The sequence below is a fragment of the Halalkalicoccus subterraneus genome (genome assembly GCF_003697815.1).
GTDB classification, from domain to species: domain Archaea; phylum Halobacteriota; class Halobacteria; order Halobacteriales; family Halalkalicoccaceae; genus Halalkalicoccus; species Halalkalicoccus subterraneus.
The window spans coordinates 1-16680 of the sequence record NZ_RDQG01000036.1 but is presented as its reverse complement, the minus strand read 5'-3'; the positions used below and the strand labels follow the sequence as shown (position 1 = coordinate 16680).

The window sequence follows — 16680 nt, the reverse complement described above, 5'->3', positions numbered from 1 at the left end:
TGATGCCGACCACGTCCTCGTGGAACGTCGCCGAGTGGTTCGACGACGATCTGCGAACGGCGACGCTGCTCGGGCTCGCCTCGATCCCGGCGACCGTCGCCCTCAACTGGCAGGAGGATCCGAGCTCAGTCGAGGGCGAGGCGCTCTTCCTCGCGTGTGTGCTCGCCGGCTATCTCTCTGCGGACCGGCCAATGGGATCCACTCATGCCGGGGCACAGACCGCGCTTGTCGGTATAATCCCGGTCGTCGTCTGGTGGGTGATCGACCTCATCAGCCAGCCTCTCTCGGACTCGTTCGGACTGGCGTTTCTCCTCGTCGCCGGCCCGATCGTCCTGATCGGCGGGGTTCTGTTAGTAGTGGTAGTGGGAGCCCTGTGTGCAGTCGGCGGCGACCTACTACACCGGCTCGTGGATCGCGTTCGGAGGATCGCCGTCAGGAACTGACTGAATCCGGCCGGATTTCGGCTAACTCACGCCGTAGCCCTCCTCCTCGAGAAGGTCGTTTAAGTCCGCCCGGACCCGCTCGCCGGTCTCGCGGTCGGGGGCGGTCGTCACGACCCGGTTCTCCTGCACGCTCGACCCGTCCCGCAACAGCAGCCGGACGTTGCCGTTTCGTCCGGCGCGGGTCGCCTTCGCACGCAACCCCGAACGCGAGCCGCTGCCGCCGGCGTCGATCGGTCCCGGGATCACCTTCTTGACGTGTGGATGGCCCGCGACGTGGTGGATCACCTTCATCCCTGTGCGCCCGCCGATCAGCGTCGAGTGGCTGCCGCCGATCTTCTCCTTCGGCGGTGTTTCGACGGTCGCGAGCGCGGGCTCGCCGAGCCGACTGCGGACGGCCTCGACGGGGTCGTCGTCCGAGACGCGATAGAAGTCGTAGTGCAACTGGGCGCGGACCTCCCGGAGGACCTCGCGATCCCCGGCGGCGTAGACAGCCTCGGGACGTTTCCTCCGGATCTCGTCTGCGACCCGGCCCGCGAAGTTCCGGCGCTCGACGACCTCGGCGGGATCGCCGGATTCGGGAACGGTAGTTATGATCGTCTCGCCGAGGATCTCGTCCTCGTGGAGCATCGTCAGCGCGACCCGGTCGCGGGCGATCTCGCAGACCACGCCGTCGGCGTTCGGCGAGCGACAGACCAGACAGTAATCGCCCGGTTTGTCGATCTCCGAGTGACACGCGCGACACCGCATTGGACTCCCTACCGCTCCCTGGGGTAAAACCCGACCGCTTCCGACAGCCATTCGACGCGGGCTCCCGAGGGGAGGACATGGAACTACAGCTCCCGGAGATCGACCTCGGCACGATGGGCATCGAGGACCCGGACGCCATCGCCCGCGCGATCGAGATCGGCTATCGCCACCTCGACACCGCCCAGATCTACGAGAACGAGGACGTCGTCGGCGAGGGAATCTCCCGCGCCGACGTGCCCCGCGAGGAGCTGACGGTGGCGACGAAGGTCTGGGCCGATGACCTCGCGCCCGAAGACGTGCGCCGGAGTACCGAGGAGAGCCTCGACCGACTGGGTCTCGACCGCGTCGACCTGCTCTACGTCCACCGCCCGATCGAGGCCTACGATCCCGAGGCGACGCTGCCGGCGTTCGACGAGCTCCGTGCCGAAGGGCTGATCGAGCACGTCGGCGTGAGCAATTTCACCACCGCCCAGTTCGAGGAAGCTAGTGAGATCCTCGATTCGCCGATCACCGCCAACCAGGTCGAGCGCCACCCGTTCTACCGGGAGGACGATCTGCTCGAATACGCCCGCGAGGACGGCCACACGCTCGTGGCGTACTCGCCGCTGGCCCAAGGGAAGGTGTTCGACGATCCCGTTCTGGGAGGGATCGCCGCCGAGCGCGGGATCAGCGAGGCGCAGGTGAGCCTCGCGTGGCTCGCGGGCACGGATGGCGTCGTCCCGATCCCGAAGGCGAGCAGCGTCGACCATCTGGAGGCGAACCTCGTGGCCGGTGGAATCGAGCTTACACGCGAAGAGCGGGCGCGCATCGACGGGATCGGTGAGGAAGGGAAGCTGTTCGAGTAGTAACGGTTCAAACCCGTCCTGCGAGTAGCTCCGGAGGGGAACGAGTTTCGAGGAGGGCTAGTTGAGCGCCCAGATCGAGTAGTTCAACACGGCCGCAAAGGAGACCCACGCGAGGTACGGAACCAACAGGAGGGCCGCGCGGCGGTCTACCCACGAGAAGGCGGCGATGGTCGCGACGATCAGGGCCCAGAGGACGACGATGATCCCGAACGCGAGCAGGAGCTCTTGGGCGGCGAAAAACGCCGGCGACCACGCGACGTTGACGACCATCTGGAGGGCGAAGAGGCCGAGGGCAATCCTCACCGCGCGGTTCTCGACACCGTGGCGGTAGACGAGGAACGCGGCGATCCCCATGAGCGAAAAGAGGACCGTCCAGACGACGCCGAAGGCCGCACCCGGCGGGTAGAACCACGGCTTGTCGAGCGCCTGGAACCACGCGCTGTCGGGGGTCGTAAAGGGAACGCCGAGCGCCCCGACCAGGTTGATCAGGACGGCGGCCGCGAGCGCACCGAGGACCTCGCGACGGGTGATCCGAACGCCGGCGACTGAGAACTCTGTCATACCCGTTGTAGGACCGCCACGAGGATGAATCTACCCCGTCTCAGCCCAGATCGCGCGGGTCACACTTCAAGTACTCGCGAAGCAGAACGGTCGCATACGAGCCGCTCGGGAGCACGAAGTCGAACGCGAGCGGGTCGTCCTCGACCGAAAGGTCGGTCGTCAGCAGGATCGCTCTGCGGGTGCCGGTCGAGCCGAACTCGCCGGGCAGCTCGAAATCGGCAGTTGAAATGCCGACTTCCGAGAGCACTTCGCGTTCGATCCCGCCCGGTTCGCCCGCGCCGAGTTCGGTTTCGGTGCCGACGAGCGGCGCGGTGACGAACGCCCGCCCGCGCTCGACGTGGCGGTTTATCGTCTCGACACGGTTTTCAGTCACACGCTGGGTTCTGCCGGTATCGGGGCGCACGAGACCCTCCGGAGCGGCGGCATCCGAGAAACAGACCACGTCGCCCGCGACCGCGCGGTCGAACGGCAGGCCCCGTTTCAGCCGCTCGCTCAAGATCCGGTTGAACACGGAGGACTGGGCGGCGTTGACGAACAGCCGTTGGAGGTTGGTGGGCGCGGTTTCGAGGGCGGCGCGGAAGTCCTCGGGCTCTGTCGCCCCGTCCTCGACCAGCCGGTGGAGCATGGCGCGCTCGAACCCGAGCTTTCGCGGGAAACGTTCGAGCGCGCCCGCCCAGTCCTCCGTCTCGCCGACGTATCCTCTGGCCGCCTGCGTGTCCTCGGGCTCCGATTCGCGGGGATTGCCGAGATACTCCATGACCGCGCCGCGCCAGTCTTCGCGGGCGATCGCCAGGCCCACCCGGTGGGTGACGGGCCGACGACTGCCGAAGCGCTGTTGGCCGAAGTAGTTCGGCACGCCGACGGAACCGCCGCCGAACGCGCGCAGTTCCTCGGTGATCGCGTCGACCCGCTCGGGATCGCCGTCGCGAACCCGGATCTCGAAGGCGTTGCCCGCCAGGTCGCCGAACTGCAGGTCCCGACCGGCGCGCCCGACCACCTCGATCTCCGCGTCACGGATGTCGGGAAGCGCATCGGGATCGCCCTTCATGACGCTGAACAGCTGGGTCGTCACGGCGCGTTTGTCCTTCGTGCCGGCCCACGAGACCCGCTCGCGGCTCGCCCCCATTGCATCGGAGAGCCGGCGAGCGAAGTCGTTGGTGTCCCAGCCCCGGAGGGTCGCGCGGATCACGAGATGCGGGTAGGCGTCGGGGTCGGCGTCGATCGGCTGGGTCGAAAAGTCCTCGATCTCGCGGACCCGGAAGTCCTCGTCGCGGTCGCGAATCGTCCCGCCGATCCCCTCGGCGCTACTGGCGTAGTACTCCATGCCGACCTCGCGCTCCGTGGGATGTGCGGCTCGGAGACGATCGTTCATACCGGATCTCGTCCCGGCGGGCGGATAAACCCTCTCAGAGCGCCTCGCAGAAGCGATCGAACGCGCCGCTCTCGGCGTGGACGTGGGCGTAGGTTCCGAGCACGTCGTACTCGATCAGGCCGTCGTGCTCGCCGTCGATCCCGTTCCCGCGTTCGACGTCGAAGGCAAAGCGAGCATCCGAACCCACCTCGGCACTCGAATAGTGGAACTCGTGGCCCCGGAGGGACTGGCCTGCCCTGGCGGACAGGGTATCCTCGCGCGCCCGGAGTTCGACGTGATCGAGCGCCTGATACCGCTCGCGCATCTCGATGTCGGCAGGGAGGACCCCGGCCATCCGGTAGCTCTCGTCCTCGACGGTCGTCAGGGACTCGGAAAGCGCCATCATCCCGCCACACTCCCCGAAGACGGGCAGTCCCTCGCCCGCGCGCTCGGCGAGGGTTTCGAGGGCGGAACTCTCGGCGAGCGCGCCAGCGTACAGTTCGGGGTAGCCGCCGGGGAGGTAGACGCCGTCACAGTCGGGCAGCGCGTCGCCCCGTACGGGCGAGAAGGGGACGACCTCGCCGCGTTCCTGCAGGCGCTCGATCGTCGCGGGATACCGAAAGCAGAACGCGCTGTCGCGGGCGACCGCGACCCGTTTTCCGGTGGCGGGGGACGGTTCGACGGGGTCGGGTCGCGGCGGTGCACGCGCGACCTCGGCGAGCGCTTCGCTATCGAGGTGGGCGGCGGCCTCGTCGAGCGTCGAGAGATCGATGGGGGCCTCCCCGCCCATGTGGAGTCCGAGGTGGCGTTCAGGGATCTCGAGCCCCTCGGTCGGCGGAACCCGTCCGAAATACGCGAGCGAATCGGGCAGCGCCTCGCGGATCCCCCGCTCGTGGCGCCCACCGTGGGCCCGCCCGGCGACGATCCCCGCCACGTCGATGTCGTGGCCGGCATAGGAAGCGTATTCCTGAAAGCCAAGGGCGCTCGCGGCGACGCTCTCCATGCCGGCGCTCGCATCGCAGACGAGGACGACGGGCAGATCGAGGCGTTCGGCGATCCGGGCGGTGCTCGTATCGCCGTCGTACAGCCCCATCATCCCCTCGACGACGCAGACCTCGCCCTCGCCGCGGTAGTAGTTTCTCGCCATTCCCGACTCGCCACAGAGCCACGGGTCGAGCGTGCGCGAGGCGCGCCCGGCGACCGCAGCGTGGTGGCTCGGGTCGATGAAGTCGGGGCCGGCTTTCGCCGGCTGGACGGTGTAGCCCGCCGCGGAAAGCGCGCGGATCGCCGCGAGCGTGGCGACGGTCTTCCCAACGCCCGAGGCGGTCCCCGCGATGACGAATCCCTTCATACCCCGACACACGCAGCCCCGGGGTATCAACGCCACGGGAACTATTATCACCCCCGACGGACGACCGCTGGTCGGCGCGACAAGGATCGAGGACTCCCCATTGCGACGGCCATGAGCGGGCTCGGCGTGACCTCGCGCCGGCGGTGGCGGACCTGTTCGCGGATCGGTTGCTCGGGAACGACAGGGGACTCCTCAAGCCGCTCTCGCCTGCCCGGTTCGGATAGCCACGGAGGTTTATACGCGATGGCGGGGCCAAGGGGGGCGTGGCCCGCAGAACCCTCGTCGCCGAGCGGCTCGCCAACGGCGCCTACACGCTCGCCGAGTGCCGCGAGCACTCCGAGCGGGAGGCGGAGCCGGTCGCGAGCGCCCTCTCGCGGCGCGCGGTCTTCGAGTCCGTCGATTTTCGGAGCCATGAAACGGTCGTCGTCCGCGAGGATCGGGAGACGGACTACTTCGTCCTCCCGTTCTCGGTCCCAACGGCCGACTCCCTGACCCCGATGGGCGGGGCCTGTATCGCTCTCAGGCCCGAAGCGGGACTGAGCGAGGAGTACCTCAGGGGCTGGACCCATGCGATAAAGGCAACGCTCGGCGACGCGATCGAATCGGGGTTGCTCGACGAACGGGCCGCGTGGGTTTACCTCGAGAGCCGGGTCCGGGGGTTCGCCGGGACGACGGAAGTGGTCGTTCCGCAGCGATAGCGTGGCTTTTACCCGCGGAGTCGGTAGGGACGACAGTGACAGCGACCGAGAAGATCGTCGCGCTCTCGGAACCGAGCGCCGCGGAGGCCCACGACCGGCTGGCGAGCGCGATCGAGCGGGGCGCGCTGGCGACGCTCTTCGGCGAGTGCACCGTCGAGTACGACGGCCGCGCGGAGAGCAGCCTGGGACCCGGACGACGCCACGTCATGTGCAAACCCGACGGAACGGTACTGGTCCACACCGACGAGGGCCAGAAGCCGATCAACTGGCAGCCCCCGGGCAGCGAGCAGGAGGCGCGACTCGAGGACGGAACCCTCGAACTCCACAGCCGGCGCTCGAACCCCGACGAGAAGCTCGCGGTGCGCTTCGAGCGGGTCGCCCATCTCGCGGTCTTCGACGTCGGGGCCGACGGCGAGGGCGGCGCGGAGCTCTCGGTGACGGGGACCGAGGAGGACATGAAACGCCGGATCCTGAAGGAGCCCGAACTGATCGAGGCGGGCTTTCGGCCGCTCGCCACCGAACGGAACACTCCGGCTGGCGCGATCGATATCTATGGAGAGGACCGGGAGGGCCGGGTCGTGATCCTCGAACTGAAACGCCGACGGGTCGGTCCCGACGCGGTCGGCCAGCTGAACCGCTACGCCGAGGCGCTCGAACGCGACCTCCATGCCGGCGTCGAGATCCGCGGGATACTGGTCGCACCCTCGGTGACGGATCGTGCCCGCCGGCTGCTCGCGAAGAAGGGGTTCGAGTTCGTCGCGCTCTCGCCTTAATCCTCGTTGACCTCGCGTTTCAGCCGGTCGAGCGTCGTCAACGCCTCGATGGGCGTCATGTTCGCGACGTCGAGCGAGCGGAGTTCATCGGCGAGGGGATCGGACATCGGTTCCGAAGGAGCCGGGGCCGACCCCGTACCGTCGTCGCCGACAGCGCGTCCGCCGTCGGTCGCGTTCTCCAGAGCGTCCTCCGCGACGAGCGCGCGCGAGCGCTCGACGACGTGCTCGGGCACGCCCGCAGCGCGTGCGACCTCGATCCCGTACGACGCAGTGGCAGCTCCCCGCGAGACGTCGTGACGGAAGGTGACGCCGTCGTCGGTTTGGGTGGCCGCGAAGTGGAGGTTGAAGGCACTAGGGAGTTCGTCGGCGAGCGCGGTGAGCTCGTGGTGGTGGGTCGCAAAGAGCGTCATAGCGCCGACCTCGTCGTGAACGTACTCGGTGATGGCGCGGGCGATCGCCAGCCCGTCGGCGGTGCTCGTTCCCCGTCCGACCTCGTCGAGCAGGACCAGCGAGCGCTCGCTGGCCCCTCTGAGGATGGTCGCGAGCTCGCTCATCTCGACCATGAAGGTGGACCGGCCCCCGGCGATGTCGTCGCTCGCGCCCACGCGGGTGAACACCCGGTCGACGATCCCGATTCGAGCCCGGCTCGCGGGCACGAAGCTCCCGATCTGGGCGAGGATGGCGATCAGCGCGACCTGGCGCATATAGGTCGACTTCCCGCTCATGTTCGGGCCCGTCAGCACCGCGAGGCGTTCCTCTGGGGAGAGTTCGGCCCCGTTTGGAACGAACGACTCCTGGGTACGCTCGACGACCGGATGTCGACCGCCCTCGATGTCGATTCCCGGTTTTTCGTCGATATCGGGGCGGGCGTAGCCGTACTTCGCGGCGACGTCGGCGAGCGAGACCAGCACGTCGAGGGTCGCCAGCGTCTCGGCGACCGCCTGCACCCGCTCGGACTCGTCCGCGACTTCCCGACGCACTTCGACGAACAGCTCGTACTCGAGGTCGTCGGCGCGCTCCTCGGCGGCCATGATCTCGTCCTCGCGACGCTTGAGTTCGGGCGTGTAGAAGCGCTCGGAGTTCTTCAGGGTCTGTCTGCGGGTGTAGTCCTCGGGCACCCGATCGAGGTTGGGGTTCGTGACCTCGATGTAGTAGCCGTGCACCTGGTTGAACCCGACCTTCAGCGAGTCGATCCCGGTGCGCTCGCGTTCCCGTTTCTCGAGCGAGTCGATCCAGTCCTTGCCCTCGCGCTCGGTCTCTCGTAGCTCGTCGAGACCGGCGTCGTAGCCCGGCGCGATCACGTCGCCTTCCGTGATCTCGATCGGCGGGCTCTCGCTGATCGCGCGGTCGATCAAGTCCCGCACTTCCTCCAGTTCGTCGAGCTCTCCCCGGAGTTCGCGGAGGGTGTTGCTCTCGACGCCCTCCATCGCCGCGCGGATCTCCGGGACCGTATCGAGGGTGTCCTTCAGCGCGCGCAGGTCCCGGGCGTTGGCCCGACCCCGCGAGACCCGCGCGATCAGGCGCTCGACGTCGTAGACCTCCGAGAGGAGGTCGTAAACCTCCTCGCGGGCGCCGACGAGCGTCGTCCACTCGGAGACGGCGTCGAGTCGGGCCTCGATCCGGTCGGGATCCAGCAGGGGCCGGCGCAGCCAGTCGGTGAGCTTTCGTCGACCGAGCGCGCAGGCGGTCTCGTCGAGAACGCCCAAGAGAGTGTGCTCGCCGTCGCCGCCGACCGCCCGCGGCTCGAACAGTTCCAAACTACGGAGTGCGACCCGGTCCAGCAGCATGTACTCGCGGGGCTCGTACCGAGTGAGGTGGTTGAGGTAGTCCAGACGGCCGTCCTGCCCGCCGCGGGCGTACTCGGCGTAGGAGAGCAGCGCGCCGCAGGCGCTGATCTCGGCGTCGCTCGCCAGCCGTTTTTCGGGGGTGCCGAAGTACGAATCGAGCAGCTCGCGGGCCCCCTCGAGCTCGAACGCCGAGGGGTCGTACGGCGTGACCATGCAGTCTGCGTCGAACCCGTCGAACCCCTCTAACCCGGGATCGATGATCGCCTCAGCGGGCGCAAAGCGGCTGATCTCGTCCCTGATCGTCTCCTCCGAACTCGACCCAGTGGCGACGAAGTCGCCGGTCGAAACGTCGAGAAAGGCCAGCCCGTACTCCTCGCCGTCCGCGCTCTCGCCCTCGCGAGCCAGCGCCGCGACGTAGTTGTTGTCCTCGCTTCGCAGTAGTTCGTCCTCGGTCAGGGTGCCGGGCGTGACGATCCGCGTGACGGCGCGATCGACCACGCCGCTCGCCTCCTCGGGGTCCTGAACCTGATCCGCGACCGCGACCCGGAAGCCGGCGTCCAGCAGCGTCTCGATGTAGGATTCGGCGCTACCGATCGGGATGCCCGCCATCGGGTAGCTCCCTGTGGAATCCTCGCGTTTCGTCAGCGTGATCTCCAAGAGCCGCGCCGAGACCTCGGCGGCCTCGCAGAACGTCTCGTAGAAGTCCCCCACCTGAAAGAGCACCAGCGACCCGTCGTACTGCGCACAGAGATCGCAGTACTGGCGCATCATCGGCGTCAGCTCCTCGTGGCGCGCTCGCATCTTCTCCGGCGCGCCGAGCGCCGCGTCCATGGGAGAGAGGAGGCTCTCCGGGTGGAAATACCCCTCGGAACCAGCTCTCGTGAGGCGATTCCGGGCGATCCACCTAACCGGATGGAGCTTCTAGGGTACCCATGAGCGCGACCGCCGAAACGCCGCTGCGAATCGATACCGGCGAGGAGCTCGACCGGATCGTGGACGGACACGACGTCGTGCTCGCGGAGTTCTACACCAAGGGCTGTACGCTCTGTCAGTCGATCGAGCCCGTACTGGGCAATGTCGAGCGGGCGACCGACGCGAGGGTCGTCATGCTCAACCCGGAGACGGACCTCTCGCTCGTCGAGGAGTACGACATCAGGAGCGTCCCGACGCTGGTGCTGTTCGAGGACGGTCAGCGGGTGGCCCGGCTGGCGAAGGGTTTTCAGGGCGCCGAGGAGATCCTCGGGTTCATCGAGGAACACACCGACGATCGATAGGATCTAAAACCGACGGCGTCTGAGACGATGACGATGCGTGTCGCTTCGATCCTGAGACGTCGGTCCCCCCCATGGCTCGTCGTCGGACTGCTCGTGATCGCTATCGAACCCGTATCCGCCGCACGCTCGGCCACCGACCTGTTCGTCGAATCGGGCGGACCGCTGGGCTACGCGCTGGTCTTCCTGTTCGCCGCGATCCCGTGGTTCGAGATCTTCCTCGTGATCCCGGTCGGGATCGGCCTCGGGATGAACGCCGTCGCTGTCGCCGTCTTCGCCTTCCTCGGGAACGCCCTGTCGGTCTATGCGGTCATCGCCTTCCACGGCCGGGTGCGGGCCTGGTGGACGAGGCGCCGGACGGAGGGAGAGCCGCGCGAGCGGGCCGGAGGTCGGGCACGGGCCATCTGGGACCGCTACGGGCTGGCCGGGCTGGCGCTCTGCTCGCCGATGGTCACTGGGGTGCATCTCGCGGCGCTCATCGCGCTCGCGACCGGCTCCGAAAAACGGGCCGTCGGGGCGTGGCTGACAGCGAGCATCGCCCTCTGGACGGTGATCCTGACCGCCGTCTCCTACTACGGCTTCGACTTCGTCGCGGGACTGTGACTCACTCCCCCTCGACCAATCGTTCGAGCTGCTCGGGCGGTACCGCACCCCGGGCGGCGTACCCGTCGTAGGCGAAGGTCGGTACGCCGGTCACGCCTCGCTCGCGGGCCTCAGCGAAGTGCTCGTCGAGGCGTTCGCGCATCTCGTCGTCCTCGCTCGCTTCGAGTACCTCCTCGGGATCGAGTCCCGCGTTCTCGATCAGGTCGGCGAGCACCTCTCGATCCCCGATGTCCCGGCCCTCCGTCCAGAGGGCCGCGTAGATCGCCTCGTCGAACTCCTGCCAGCGCTCGGGGTGGCGCTCTTTGACGTACAGCGAGGCGGCCTGTGCGGGCAGCGAGTCGACCGCCGTCGTGATCTCCTGGGCCATCTCGACGCCGTACTCCTCCTGTAGCCGCCGGACGTTCTCCTTCGCCTGCTCGAAGTACTCCTCGTCCTTTCCGTCCTCTACCGAGTGATCGATCTCACCGTCCGGCCCCCGTTTGTCGCTTCGCAGGTCGAAGGGCTGCCAGTCGAGTTCTAGAGGGTCCTCGCGGGTTTCCTGGTACTGTTCGAGGGACTTTCGACCGAGGTAACAGAACGGACAGACGTAGTCGGCGTAGATCGTGAGCCGCTCCTTCTGGACCGTGGTTTCGCTCATGGCTCCCGTTGGGCGGCGAGCCGGTAAAGCGGCCGGGTCGCGGCGACCCGGGATCAGAACAGCGAGAGGTGGCCCGTCACGCGATCCACCCGATCGTCGGCGGCGGGCCCGACCGCGAGCGCCGTGATGGTGCCCGATTCGAGTTGGGTGTGGCCCGCGTCCCGTATCACCGCGTGAGGCACACCCTCGCGCTCCGCGCGGTCCGCGAGCTCGAAGATCTCCTTTTCGCCCGAGGCCTTCAGCACGACCTTCTTCTGGCCGCCGCCCTTCCAGTCCGTGCGCGCGCCCTTGTCGGTGTCCTCGTAGGCCGACAGCGAGGCGTGGGCGACCTGTGCGGCGAGTTTTCCCTGTCCCATGCCGATGTCCGTGCGGGCGACGATCGCCTGTTTCATATCGTCTCTGGCTCGCCGAAGGTTATAGCGGTGGCTACTCGCCATCGGGAAGGTTTACACCACCCCACCCGATTGATTCGGGTATGATCCTCTCGGACGCCGATATCCTGCGTCGCCTCGAACGGGGCGATCTGGTGATCGATCCCCTCGACGACCCCAACCTGCAGATCCAGCCCGCGAGCGTCGATCTGCGACTCGGACGCGAGTTCCTGGAGTTCCAGCGCGCGAACATCCCCTGTATCCACCCGGGTAGCGAGCAGGAGGTCTCCGAATACGTCTCCGAAACCGTCATCGACGAGGGCGAGGAGTTCGTCCTTCATCCCGGCGACTTCGTCCTCGGCACCACGAAGGAGCGCGTCGAGATCCCCCCCGATCTGCTCGCCAACGTCGAGGGTCGCTCGTCGCTGGGTCGGCTCGCCATCGTGGTCCACGCCACCGCGGGGCTCTGTGATCCCGGGTATCGGGGCCAGATCACGCTCGAACTCTCGAACCTGGGGACCGCGCCCGTCGCGCTCACCCCCGGGATGCGGATCAGCCAGTTGGTGTTCACCGAGATGAAAAACCCCGCCGAGCGACCCTACGGGTCGGGACGCGGCTCGAAGTACCAGGACCAGCGCGGTCCACAGGCCTCGCGGATTCAAGGCGATCACGAGTTCGGCGGCGATCAGCGACCCGCCGAGGGCAGTGAGGACGAGTCCGCTCCGGACGGATCGGCCGAGTCGGGGGGGAAGGGACGATGAAGTTCGTCGAGGAGGTCGTCGTCGAGGAGTTCCTGCCGACCTTCCGGTCGATGCTCGCCGAGGACCTCCGCGATCGGGGGTTGACCCAGAGCGAGGTCGCGGGGATGCTCGGTATCAGCCAGAGTGCCGTCTCGAAGTACGCCCACGGCGAGGTCGCCCGCAACGAGGCCGTCCTCGGGGACGACCGGGTCGAGGAACTCATCGCACGGGTCGGCGAGGGGCTCTCGACGGGCGACATGAGCCGGGTGCAGGCACTCATCGAGGCCGAAGTGCTGATCCGCCGGCTCGAAACCCGCGGGGATCTCATGGCGGGCCTCCACGAGAAGTCGATGCCCGAACTCGCCGACCACGAGGGCGAGTTCCGGATCCACGATCCCGAAAGCGAACTCCGGACCACCGAGCGAGTGCTCTCGTCGGTCCGACAGGGGCTCAGAGCCCTCGAGAACGCAAGCGGCTTTGCGGGGCTGATCCCCAACGTCGGGTCGAACCTCGTCGAGTGCGTCCCCGAGGCCACCACCATCGACGACGTCGCGGGCGTTCCGGGGCGGATCTTCGACGTGAAGGGGCGGGCGACCATCCCCGGCGATCCGGAGTTCGGCGTCAGCGAGCACGTCGCGAACGTCCTCCTCACGGCACGAGAACACGGGAGCGACGCGAACGCGGCGCTGAACGTGCGGTACGACCCCTCGTTGTCGGCGCTCCTCTCGGATACGGGCCACACCGTCGTCGAGTTCGAAGGCGAAGAGGAACTGGACGAGGCGATCGCCGCCGCGCTCAAATCGGAACCCGACGCGACAGTGCTCGCCCAGACCGGCGGGTTCGGGATCGAGCCCGTGATCTACGTCCTCGGCGAGGACGCCCCGGAGGTAGCCGAGGCGATCACACCCCTGCTCCGATGAGTGCCGCCGACTTCTACACCCGGTGGGCCGACCTCTACGATCACGTTTCGCGAGGGATCCCCGGAATCGCCGGGTTGCGGAGACGAACGGCTGAGGCACTGGAGCTCGAACTCGGGGACGTAGTCGTGGAAATGGGCTGTGGGACCGGCGCGAACCTCGCCTCTCTCAGAGAGGAAGTCGGCCCCGAGGGAACGGTGATCGGCGTGGACGTCTCGGGGGGCGTGCTCGACCGGGCACGCGAGCACGTCGCCGGCGAGGGCTGGGAGAACGTTCACCTCGTGCGCGGGGACGCCACCGCTCCCCCCTTACAGGGGGCGAATGCGGTCGTCGCCACCTTCGTCGTGGGGATGTTCCCCGATCCCGAGGCAGTGGTCGAGGGCTGGTGTGAGTTCGTCGGGTCCGGCGGGCGGGTCGCACTGCTCAACGCCGCACGGAGTCGCCGGGCGTACGGCCCGCTGATCAACCTCCCCTTTCGGGCGTTCGTCTACGCCTCGACGCCGGGCAAGCGTCGGTTCAACGATCCCACCGAGGAACTCGACCGGCGGGTTGCAGTGGGGCACAGAACTGTTGGACGACGCTGTGAGCGGACGGTCCACACGGACGGCGCGCTCGGACTCGTTCGGCTGACCGCCGGGACGGTACTATAAGCCCTCGAACTCCGCGATGCGCTCGCGAAAGCGCTCGGGGATCGGACTCGGTTTCTCGGTTTCGGGGTCGAGAAACACCTGGACCGACTCGGCGGTCGCCACCCGCTCGCCGTCGGCGAGGACCTCGTAGGTCATCGGGAGGCTCGACCGCCCCATCTCGGGGACGTCGATCTCGATGGTCACGGATTGGTCGAGGAGGATCGGGCGCTCGTAGGAGAGTTCCAGCGAGGCGAGCACGGTCGAGACGGCGTCGAGGCCCTCGTCGAGCACCCGTCTGAAGTACTCGGTACGGGCCTGTTCGACGTAGGTCGCGTAGACCGCGTTGTTCACGTGCCCCATGGCGTCGATGTCGCGAAAACGGACCTGAATGTCGGAGGAGAAGCTACCCATTGGGTAGTCCGAAACGGATCAGGGAGATAACTCCCGCGATCCGTCCCGGTTCCCTACGAGTTTTAGCCCGAGGCGACGGAGATGCTGGTCCTTTCGGACTGAGGGTCGTATCGCTGATCAGTCGTCGCTCGCGGCCGCGGCGGCCTGCCGATCCGTTAGTTCGACGGGATCGGAGTCCACTTCGAGTTCGTCGAGGGCGGCCTGGGCGGCGCGCTTTCCCGACAGCAACATCGCGCCGAAGGTCGGGCCCATCCGCGGGAGACCGTAGGTGGTGGCGGTCGCCATTCCGGTGACGATCAGTCCGTCGTGCGCTAGTCCGGTATGCTCGACGACCGCATCCTCGCTCTTTCCGACCCACATCGAATCGTGTCCGGGGGAATCGTGGCCCGGCGCGCCATACGAATCGTCGTCGGTCCCGTCCATTCCGCCCGAACTCGCCGCGGCGTCGCCGATCCCCGGCGCATCGAGCACGCCCCGTTCGTGGAGTTTGGTGACCGCCATCGCGTCGTGGCCCGTCGCGTCGATCACCAGATCCGCCTCGACGGCGATGGGATCGACACAGGTGATCTCCCGTGGAAGGGCATGGACCGGCGTCCAGTTCATCACGATCCCGCCCACTCTGTGGTCCTCACGGATCACGATGTCGGTGAACTCCGTCATGTTCTGCATCTTCGCGCCGGCGTCACACGCCGCCTTGATCAGTCCCGAACAGGCTTCGGGCCCGTTCGCGACGTAGAGCCCTTCGGTGTCGCTCGCGAGCTTGAAGTCGACGTCGAGGTCCTCAAGAACGTCCTGAGCGGGCTGGCGCACGGTCACCTTGTTCATCAGGAACCCGCCCAGCCAGAACCCACCACCGAGGTAGTTGTTCTTCTCGACGACCATCGTCTTCACGCCCCGCTCGGCGAGTTCCTTCGCGGCCATCAGCCCTGAGGGGCCGCCCCCGACGATGATGACGTCCGAATCCGAGAAGTCCATGAACTCCTCGGTCCACTCCTGGCCGATCGCGCGCGTTACGTCCGCCTCGCCCACGTCGCTGAAGCGCTCGTACTGGCTCATACCACTAAGTTATATTACTGGGTAGTTGAAAGGCGTTGCGGTAGCTCTCGTCGGAGTGATACGATACCGGTGAGCTACGCGACGCTCCGGATCAGGTCGAGCAGTTCCTCGCGGTAGCTCGTCGGATCGAGATCGACGGGGAGTTCGCCCGTCGGGTAGGCTCCGCCAGCGATCCGGAACTCGCCGGAACGGGTCCAGACGCCGAACCACGCCTCGACCCCGGTGTCGAGGTCGCCGGTCTCGAATCGGGCGGCGTACTTCGTGAGTCGAACCCGGTCCCCCGAATCGATTCGCATTCGCTGGGTTCGCTCGCGCTCGACGGCCTCGAACCCCTGCTCTTCGAGGTCGGCGACGAACTCGCGGCGGGATTCGGACAGCACCATCGGAAACACGCTCATGGGTCCGATCCCCGGGGCAAGCGGGGGCACGAACGTGAGACGGGTCGCGAAGAAGAACCGCCACGGGAGGTCTCCCTCCTCACAGGTTTCGCGGATCCGGCGTCGGAGGTCGGGCTGTTCGTAGAGGAGTGTCCGCCCCTCGACGCGGACCGACGCGAGCGAGAACAGGGTATCGTCGGTTCGCTCGTCGAGCACCCACCCAGCCGTTTCGAGGCGATCCGTGTCCACCGTCGGAAAGGGGTCGTGGGCCATGGGCTACCCGTTCGTACGGGAAGCGTCGCATTAGTCGACCGGGTCGATGCCCGTATCCGTTCATCCGCCCCGTTTCCCGGGCGATACGTCGCCGCCGTCACGGTCGCCCTGCGGTTCGATCTCCCCTCGAGCGGCCGAACTCAGTCGGCGCTCGAAGAACGAATGACCTGCTCGGCGTCGGCGAGCGTCGCCTCGGCGTCGAACGCCTCGACGATCGCCTCGAGATCCGCACCCGACTCGCGAAGCTCGCGGGCGTGGCGTGCGACGTTCGGCACGGCCCGAATGATGTTGTCAATGATCGGGACCGCCGCGACCCGGGCCGAGCGGGAGAGAGGATTGAGGTCGATCACGATCTCTGTCTTATTCATCGCACCCAGCGCCTCCGCACGGTCGCCGTCCTCGAGGGGAACGAGCACGACGTCCGCATCGTAGATCCCGTCCGCATCCACTTTCGCGCGCTCGTGTGAGAGGTTTGGGATCCGAGCGTCGGCCGCGAGCCCCTTGACCCCGGTTGCGCCGTGGTCACGCAGGTGCTCGACGATCGCTTGGACCCGTTGTTCGGTTCGCCCGAAGAGGTTGACTTCGAGGTCCGCGCCGACCGCCTCCGCGAGGTCGACCATCTCGCCGGGACAGAGCGCGGCGACGTTCCCGTTGACGGAAAGTACCGGGTGGCGCGCCAAAAGAAGGTGGGCAGCCGCGGCGCGGGTGGCGGCGTCGGCGCTGTCGATGGTCCGTTCGCCCAAGAGGTAGTCGAACGCCTCGCCGCGCCCCTGTGCGATCAGCCCCTGCGTGCTCGTGATCCCCTTCTCGACGCCGTCCTCGATCCGGTGGCGGGTCAC

General features: G+C 67.5%; 20 protein-coding genes. 9 read left to right on the top strand and 11 right to left on the bottom strand.

Annotated features, from left to right (window positions below; all coding sequences use genetic code 11):
- Positions 1 to 2: 2 nt before the first annotated feature.
- Complete coding sequence (locus tag EAO80_RS09455) at positions 3 to 443, top strand: DUF5518 domain-containing protein (RefSeq protein ID WP_122089670.1); 441 nt, start codon at positions 3 to 5, stop codon at positions 441 to 443.
- A 21-nt stretch (positions 444 to 464) separates the two neighbouring features.
- On the opposite strand, the gene EAO80_RS09450 is transcribed toward EAO80_RS09455, so the two are convergent.
- Positions 465 to 1190: a DUF2103 domain-containing protein gene (locus EAO80_RS09450; RefSeq protein ID WP_122089669.1), complete on the bottom strand. Its 726-nt coding sequence runs from the start codon at positions 1188 to 1190 to the stop codon at positions 465 to 467.
- A gap of 77 nt (positions 1191 to 1267) precedes the next feature.
- Here EAO80_RS09450 and EAO80_RS09445 point away from each other — a divergent pair, with 77 nt between their 5' ends.
- Positions 1268 to 2035 carry an aldo/keto reductase gene (locus EAO80_RS09445; RefSeq protein ID WP_122089668.1) on the top strand — a complete coding sequence of 256 codons (768 nt, stop codon included), beginning with the start codon at positions 1268 to 1270 and terminating at the stop codon, positions 2033 to 2035.
- 57 nt (positions 2036 to 2092) lie between these two features.
- Here EAO80_RS09445 and EAO80_RS09440 read toward each other — a convergent pair whose 3' ends face one another.
- Genes EAO80_RS09440 through EAO80_RS09430 form a run of 3 tightly spaced genes read right to left on the bottom strand, consistent with a single transcriptional unit; the run spans position 2093 to position 5298 of the window.
- Positions 2093 to 2596, bottom strand: a complete 504-nt coding sequence (locus tag EAO80_RS09440) for a TspO/MBR family protein (protein WP_122089667.1) — start codon at positions 2594 to 2596, stop codon at positions 2093 to 2095.
- Between the two features lie 40 nt (positions 2597 to 2636).
- The gene (gene truD, locus EAO80_RS09435; RefSeq protein ID WP_122089666.1) at positions 2637 to 3968 is read right to left on the bottom strand and encodes a tRNA pseudouridine(13) synthase TruD; all 1332 of its coding nucleotides are present in this window, start codon (positions 3966 to 3968) and stop codon (positions 2637 to 2639) included.
- 34 nt (positions 3969 to 4002) lie between these two features.
- Positions 4003 to 5298, bottom strand: coding sequence for a cobyrinic acid a,c-diamide synthase (locus tag EAO80_RS09430; protein ID WP_122089665.1), 1296 nt, complete (start codon positions 5296 to 5298; stop codon positions 4003 to 4005).
- Positions 5299 to 5561: 263 nt separating this feature from the next.
- On the opposite strand from EAO80_RS09430, the gene EAO80_RS09425 reads away from it, so the two are divergent.
- Both EAO80_RS09425 and nucS read left to right on the top strand, forming a co-directional pair.
- Complete coding sequence (locus EAO80_RS09425; protein WP_122089664.1) at positions 5562 to 5996, top strand: DUF6735 family protein; 435 nt, start codon at positions 5562 to 5564, stop codon at positions 5994 to 5996.
- Positions 5997 to 6031: 35 nt separating this feature from the next.
- Positions 6032 to 6769, top strand: a complete 738-nt coding sequence (nucS, locus tag EAO80_RS09420) for an endonuclease NucS (protein WP_122089663.1) — start codon at positions 6032 to 6034, stop codon at positions 6767 to 6769.
- Here nucS and mutS read toward each other — a convergent pair.
- On the bottom strand, positions 6766 to 9387 hold the full coding sequence (mutS, locus tag EAO80_RS09415) for a DNA mismatch repair protein MutS (RefSeq protein ID WP_122089662.1): 2622 nt from the start codon (positions 9385 to 9387) through the stop codon (positions 6766 to 6768). The two genes, nucS and mutS, sit on opposite strands and share 4 nt — an antisense overlap.
- 101 nt (positions 9388 to 9488) lie before the next feature.
- On the opposite strand from mutS, the gene EAO80_RS09410 reads away from it, so the two are divergent.
- Both EAO80_RS09410 and EAO80_RS09405 read left to right on the top strand, forming a co-directional pair.
- Positions 9489 to 9830, top strand: coding sequence for a thioredoxin family protein (locus EAO80_RS09410; RefSeq protein ID WP_122089661.1), 342 nt, complete (start codon positions 9489 to 9491; stop codon positions 9828 to 9830).
- Positions 9831 to 9857: 27 nt separating this feature from the next.
- The gene (locus EAO80_RS09405; protein WP_245998547.1) at positions 9858 to 10430 is read left to right on the top strand and encodes a small multi-drug export protein; all 573 of its coding nucleotides are present in this window, start codon (positions 9858 to 9860) and stop codon (positions 10428 to 10430) included.
- Position 10431: 1 nt separating this feature from the next.
- On the opposite strand, the gene EAO80_RS09400 is transcribed toward EAO80_RS09405, so the two are convergent.
- The gene (locus EAO80_RS09400) at positions 10432 to 11067 is read right to left on the bottom strand and encodes a DsbA family oxidoreductase (protein WP_122089660.1); all 636 of its coding nucleotides are present in this window, start codon (positions 11065 to 11067) and stop codon (positions 10432 to 10434) included.
- 53 nt (positions 11068 to 11120) lie between these two features.
- The gene (pth2, locus tag EAO80_RS09395) at positions 11121 to 11459 is read right to left on the bottom strand and encodes a peptidyl-tRNA hydrolase Pth2 (protein ID WP_122089659.1); all 339 of its coding nucleotides are present in this window, start codon (positions 11457 to 11459) and stop codon (positions 11121 to 11123) included.
- Between the two features lie 83 nt (positions 11460 to 11542).
- On the opposite strand from pth2, the gene dcd reads away from it, so the two are divergent.
- From dcd to EAO80_RS09380, 3 genes are read left to right on the top strand one after another with little or no spacing between them, the layout of a single operon-like run.
- Complete coding sequence (gene dcd / locus EAO80_RS09390) at positions 11543 to 12199, top strand: dCTP deaminase (protein ID WP_122089658.1); 657 nt, start codon at positions 11543 to 11545, stop codon at positions 12197 to 12199.
- Complete coding sequence (locus EAO80_RS09385) at positions 12196 to 13098, top strand: thiamine-phosphate synthase family protein (protein ID WP_122089657.1); 903 nt, start codon at positions 12196 to 12198, stop codon at positions 13096 to 13098. The genes dcd and EAO80_RS09385 overlap by 4 nt, the downstream gene beginning before the upstream one ends.
- The gene (locus tag EAO80_RS09380) at positions 13095 to 13745 is read left to right on the top strand and encodes a methyltransferase domain-containing protein (RefSeq protein ID WP_122089656.1); all 651 of its coding nucleotides are present in this window, start codon (positions 13095 to 13097) and stop codon (positions 13743 to 13745) included. The genes EAO80_RS09385 and EAO80_RS09380 overlap by 4 nt, the downstream gene beginning before the upstream one ends.
- Here EAO80_RS09380 and EAO80_RS09375 read toward each other — a convergent pair.
- From EAO80_RS09375 to EAO80_RS09360, 4 genes are all read right to left on the bottom strand, one after another.
- Entirely contained in the window at positions 13740 to 14135 is a 396-nt protein-coding gene (locus EAO80_RS09375; protein ID WP_122089655.1) for an acyl-CoA thioesterase, read from the bottom strand. The genes EAO80_RS09380 and EAO80_RS09375 overlap by 6 nt on opposite strands.
- Before the next feature lie 117 nt (positions 14136 to 14252).
- Positions 14253 to 15191: a sulfide-dependent adenosine diphosphate thiazole synthase gene (locus tag EAO80_RS09370; protein ID WP_122089654.1), complete on the bottom strand. Its 939-nt coding sequence runs from the start codon at positions 15189 to 15191 to the stop codon at positions 14253 to 14255.
- Between the two features lie 74 nt (positions 15192 to 15265).
- Positions 15266 to 15841 (bottom strand): hypothetical protein, encoded by a 576-nt coding sequence (locus tag EAO80_RS09365; RefSeq protein ID WP_122089653.1) that lies wholly within the window; start codon positions 15839 to 15841, stop codon positions 15266 to 15268.
- Between the two features lie 140 nt (positions 15842 to 15981).
- The coding region (locus EAO80_RS09360; RefSeq protein ID WP_122089652.1) for a phosphopantothenate/pantothenate synthetase at positions 15982 to 16680 on the bottom strand (699 nt) is incomplete at its 5' end.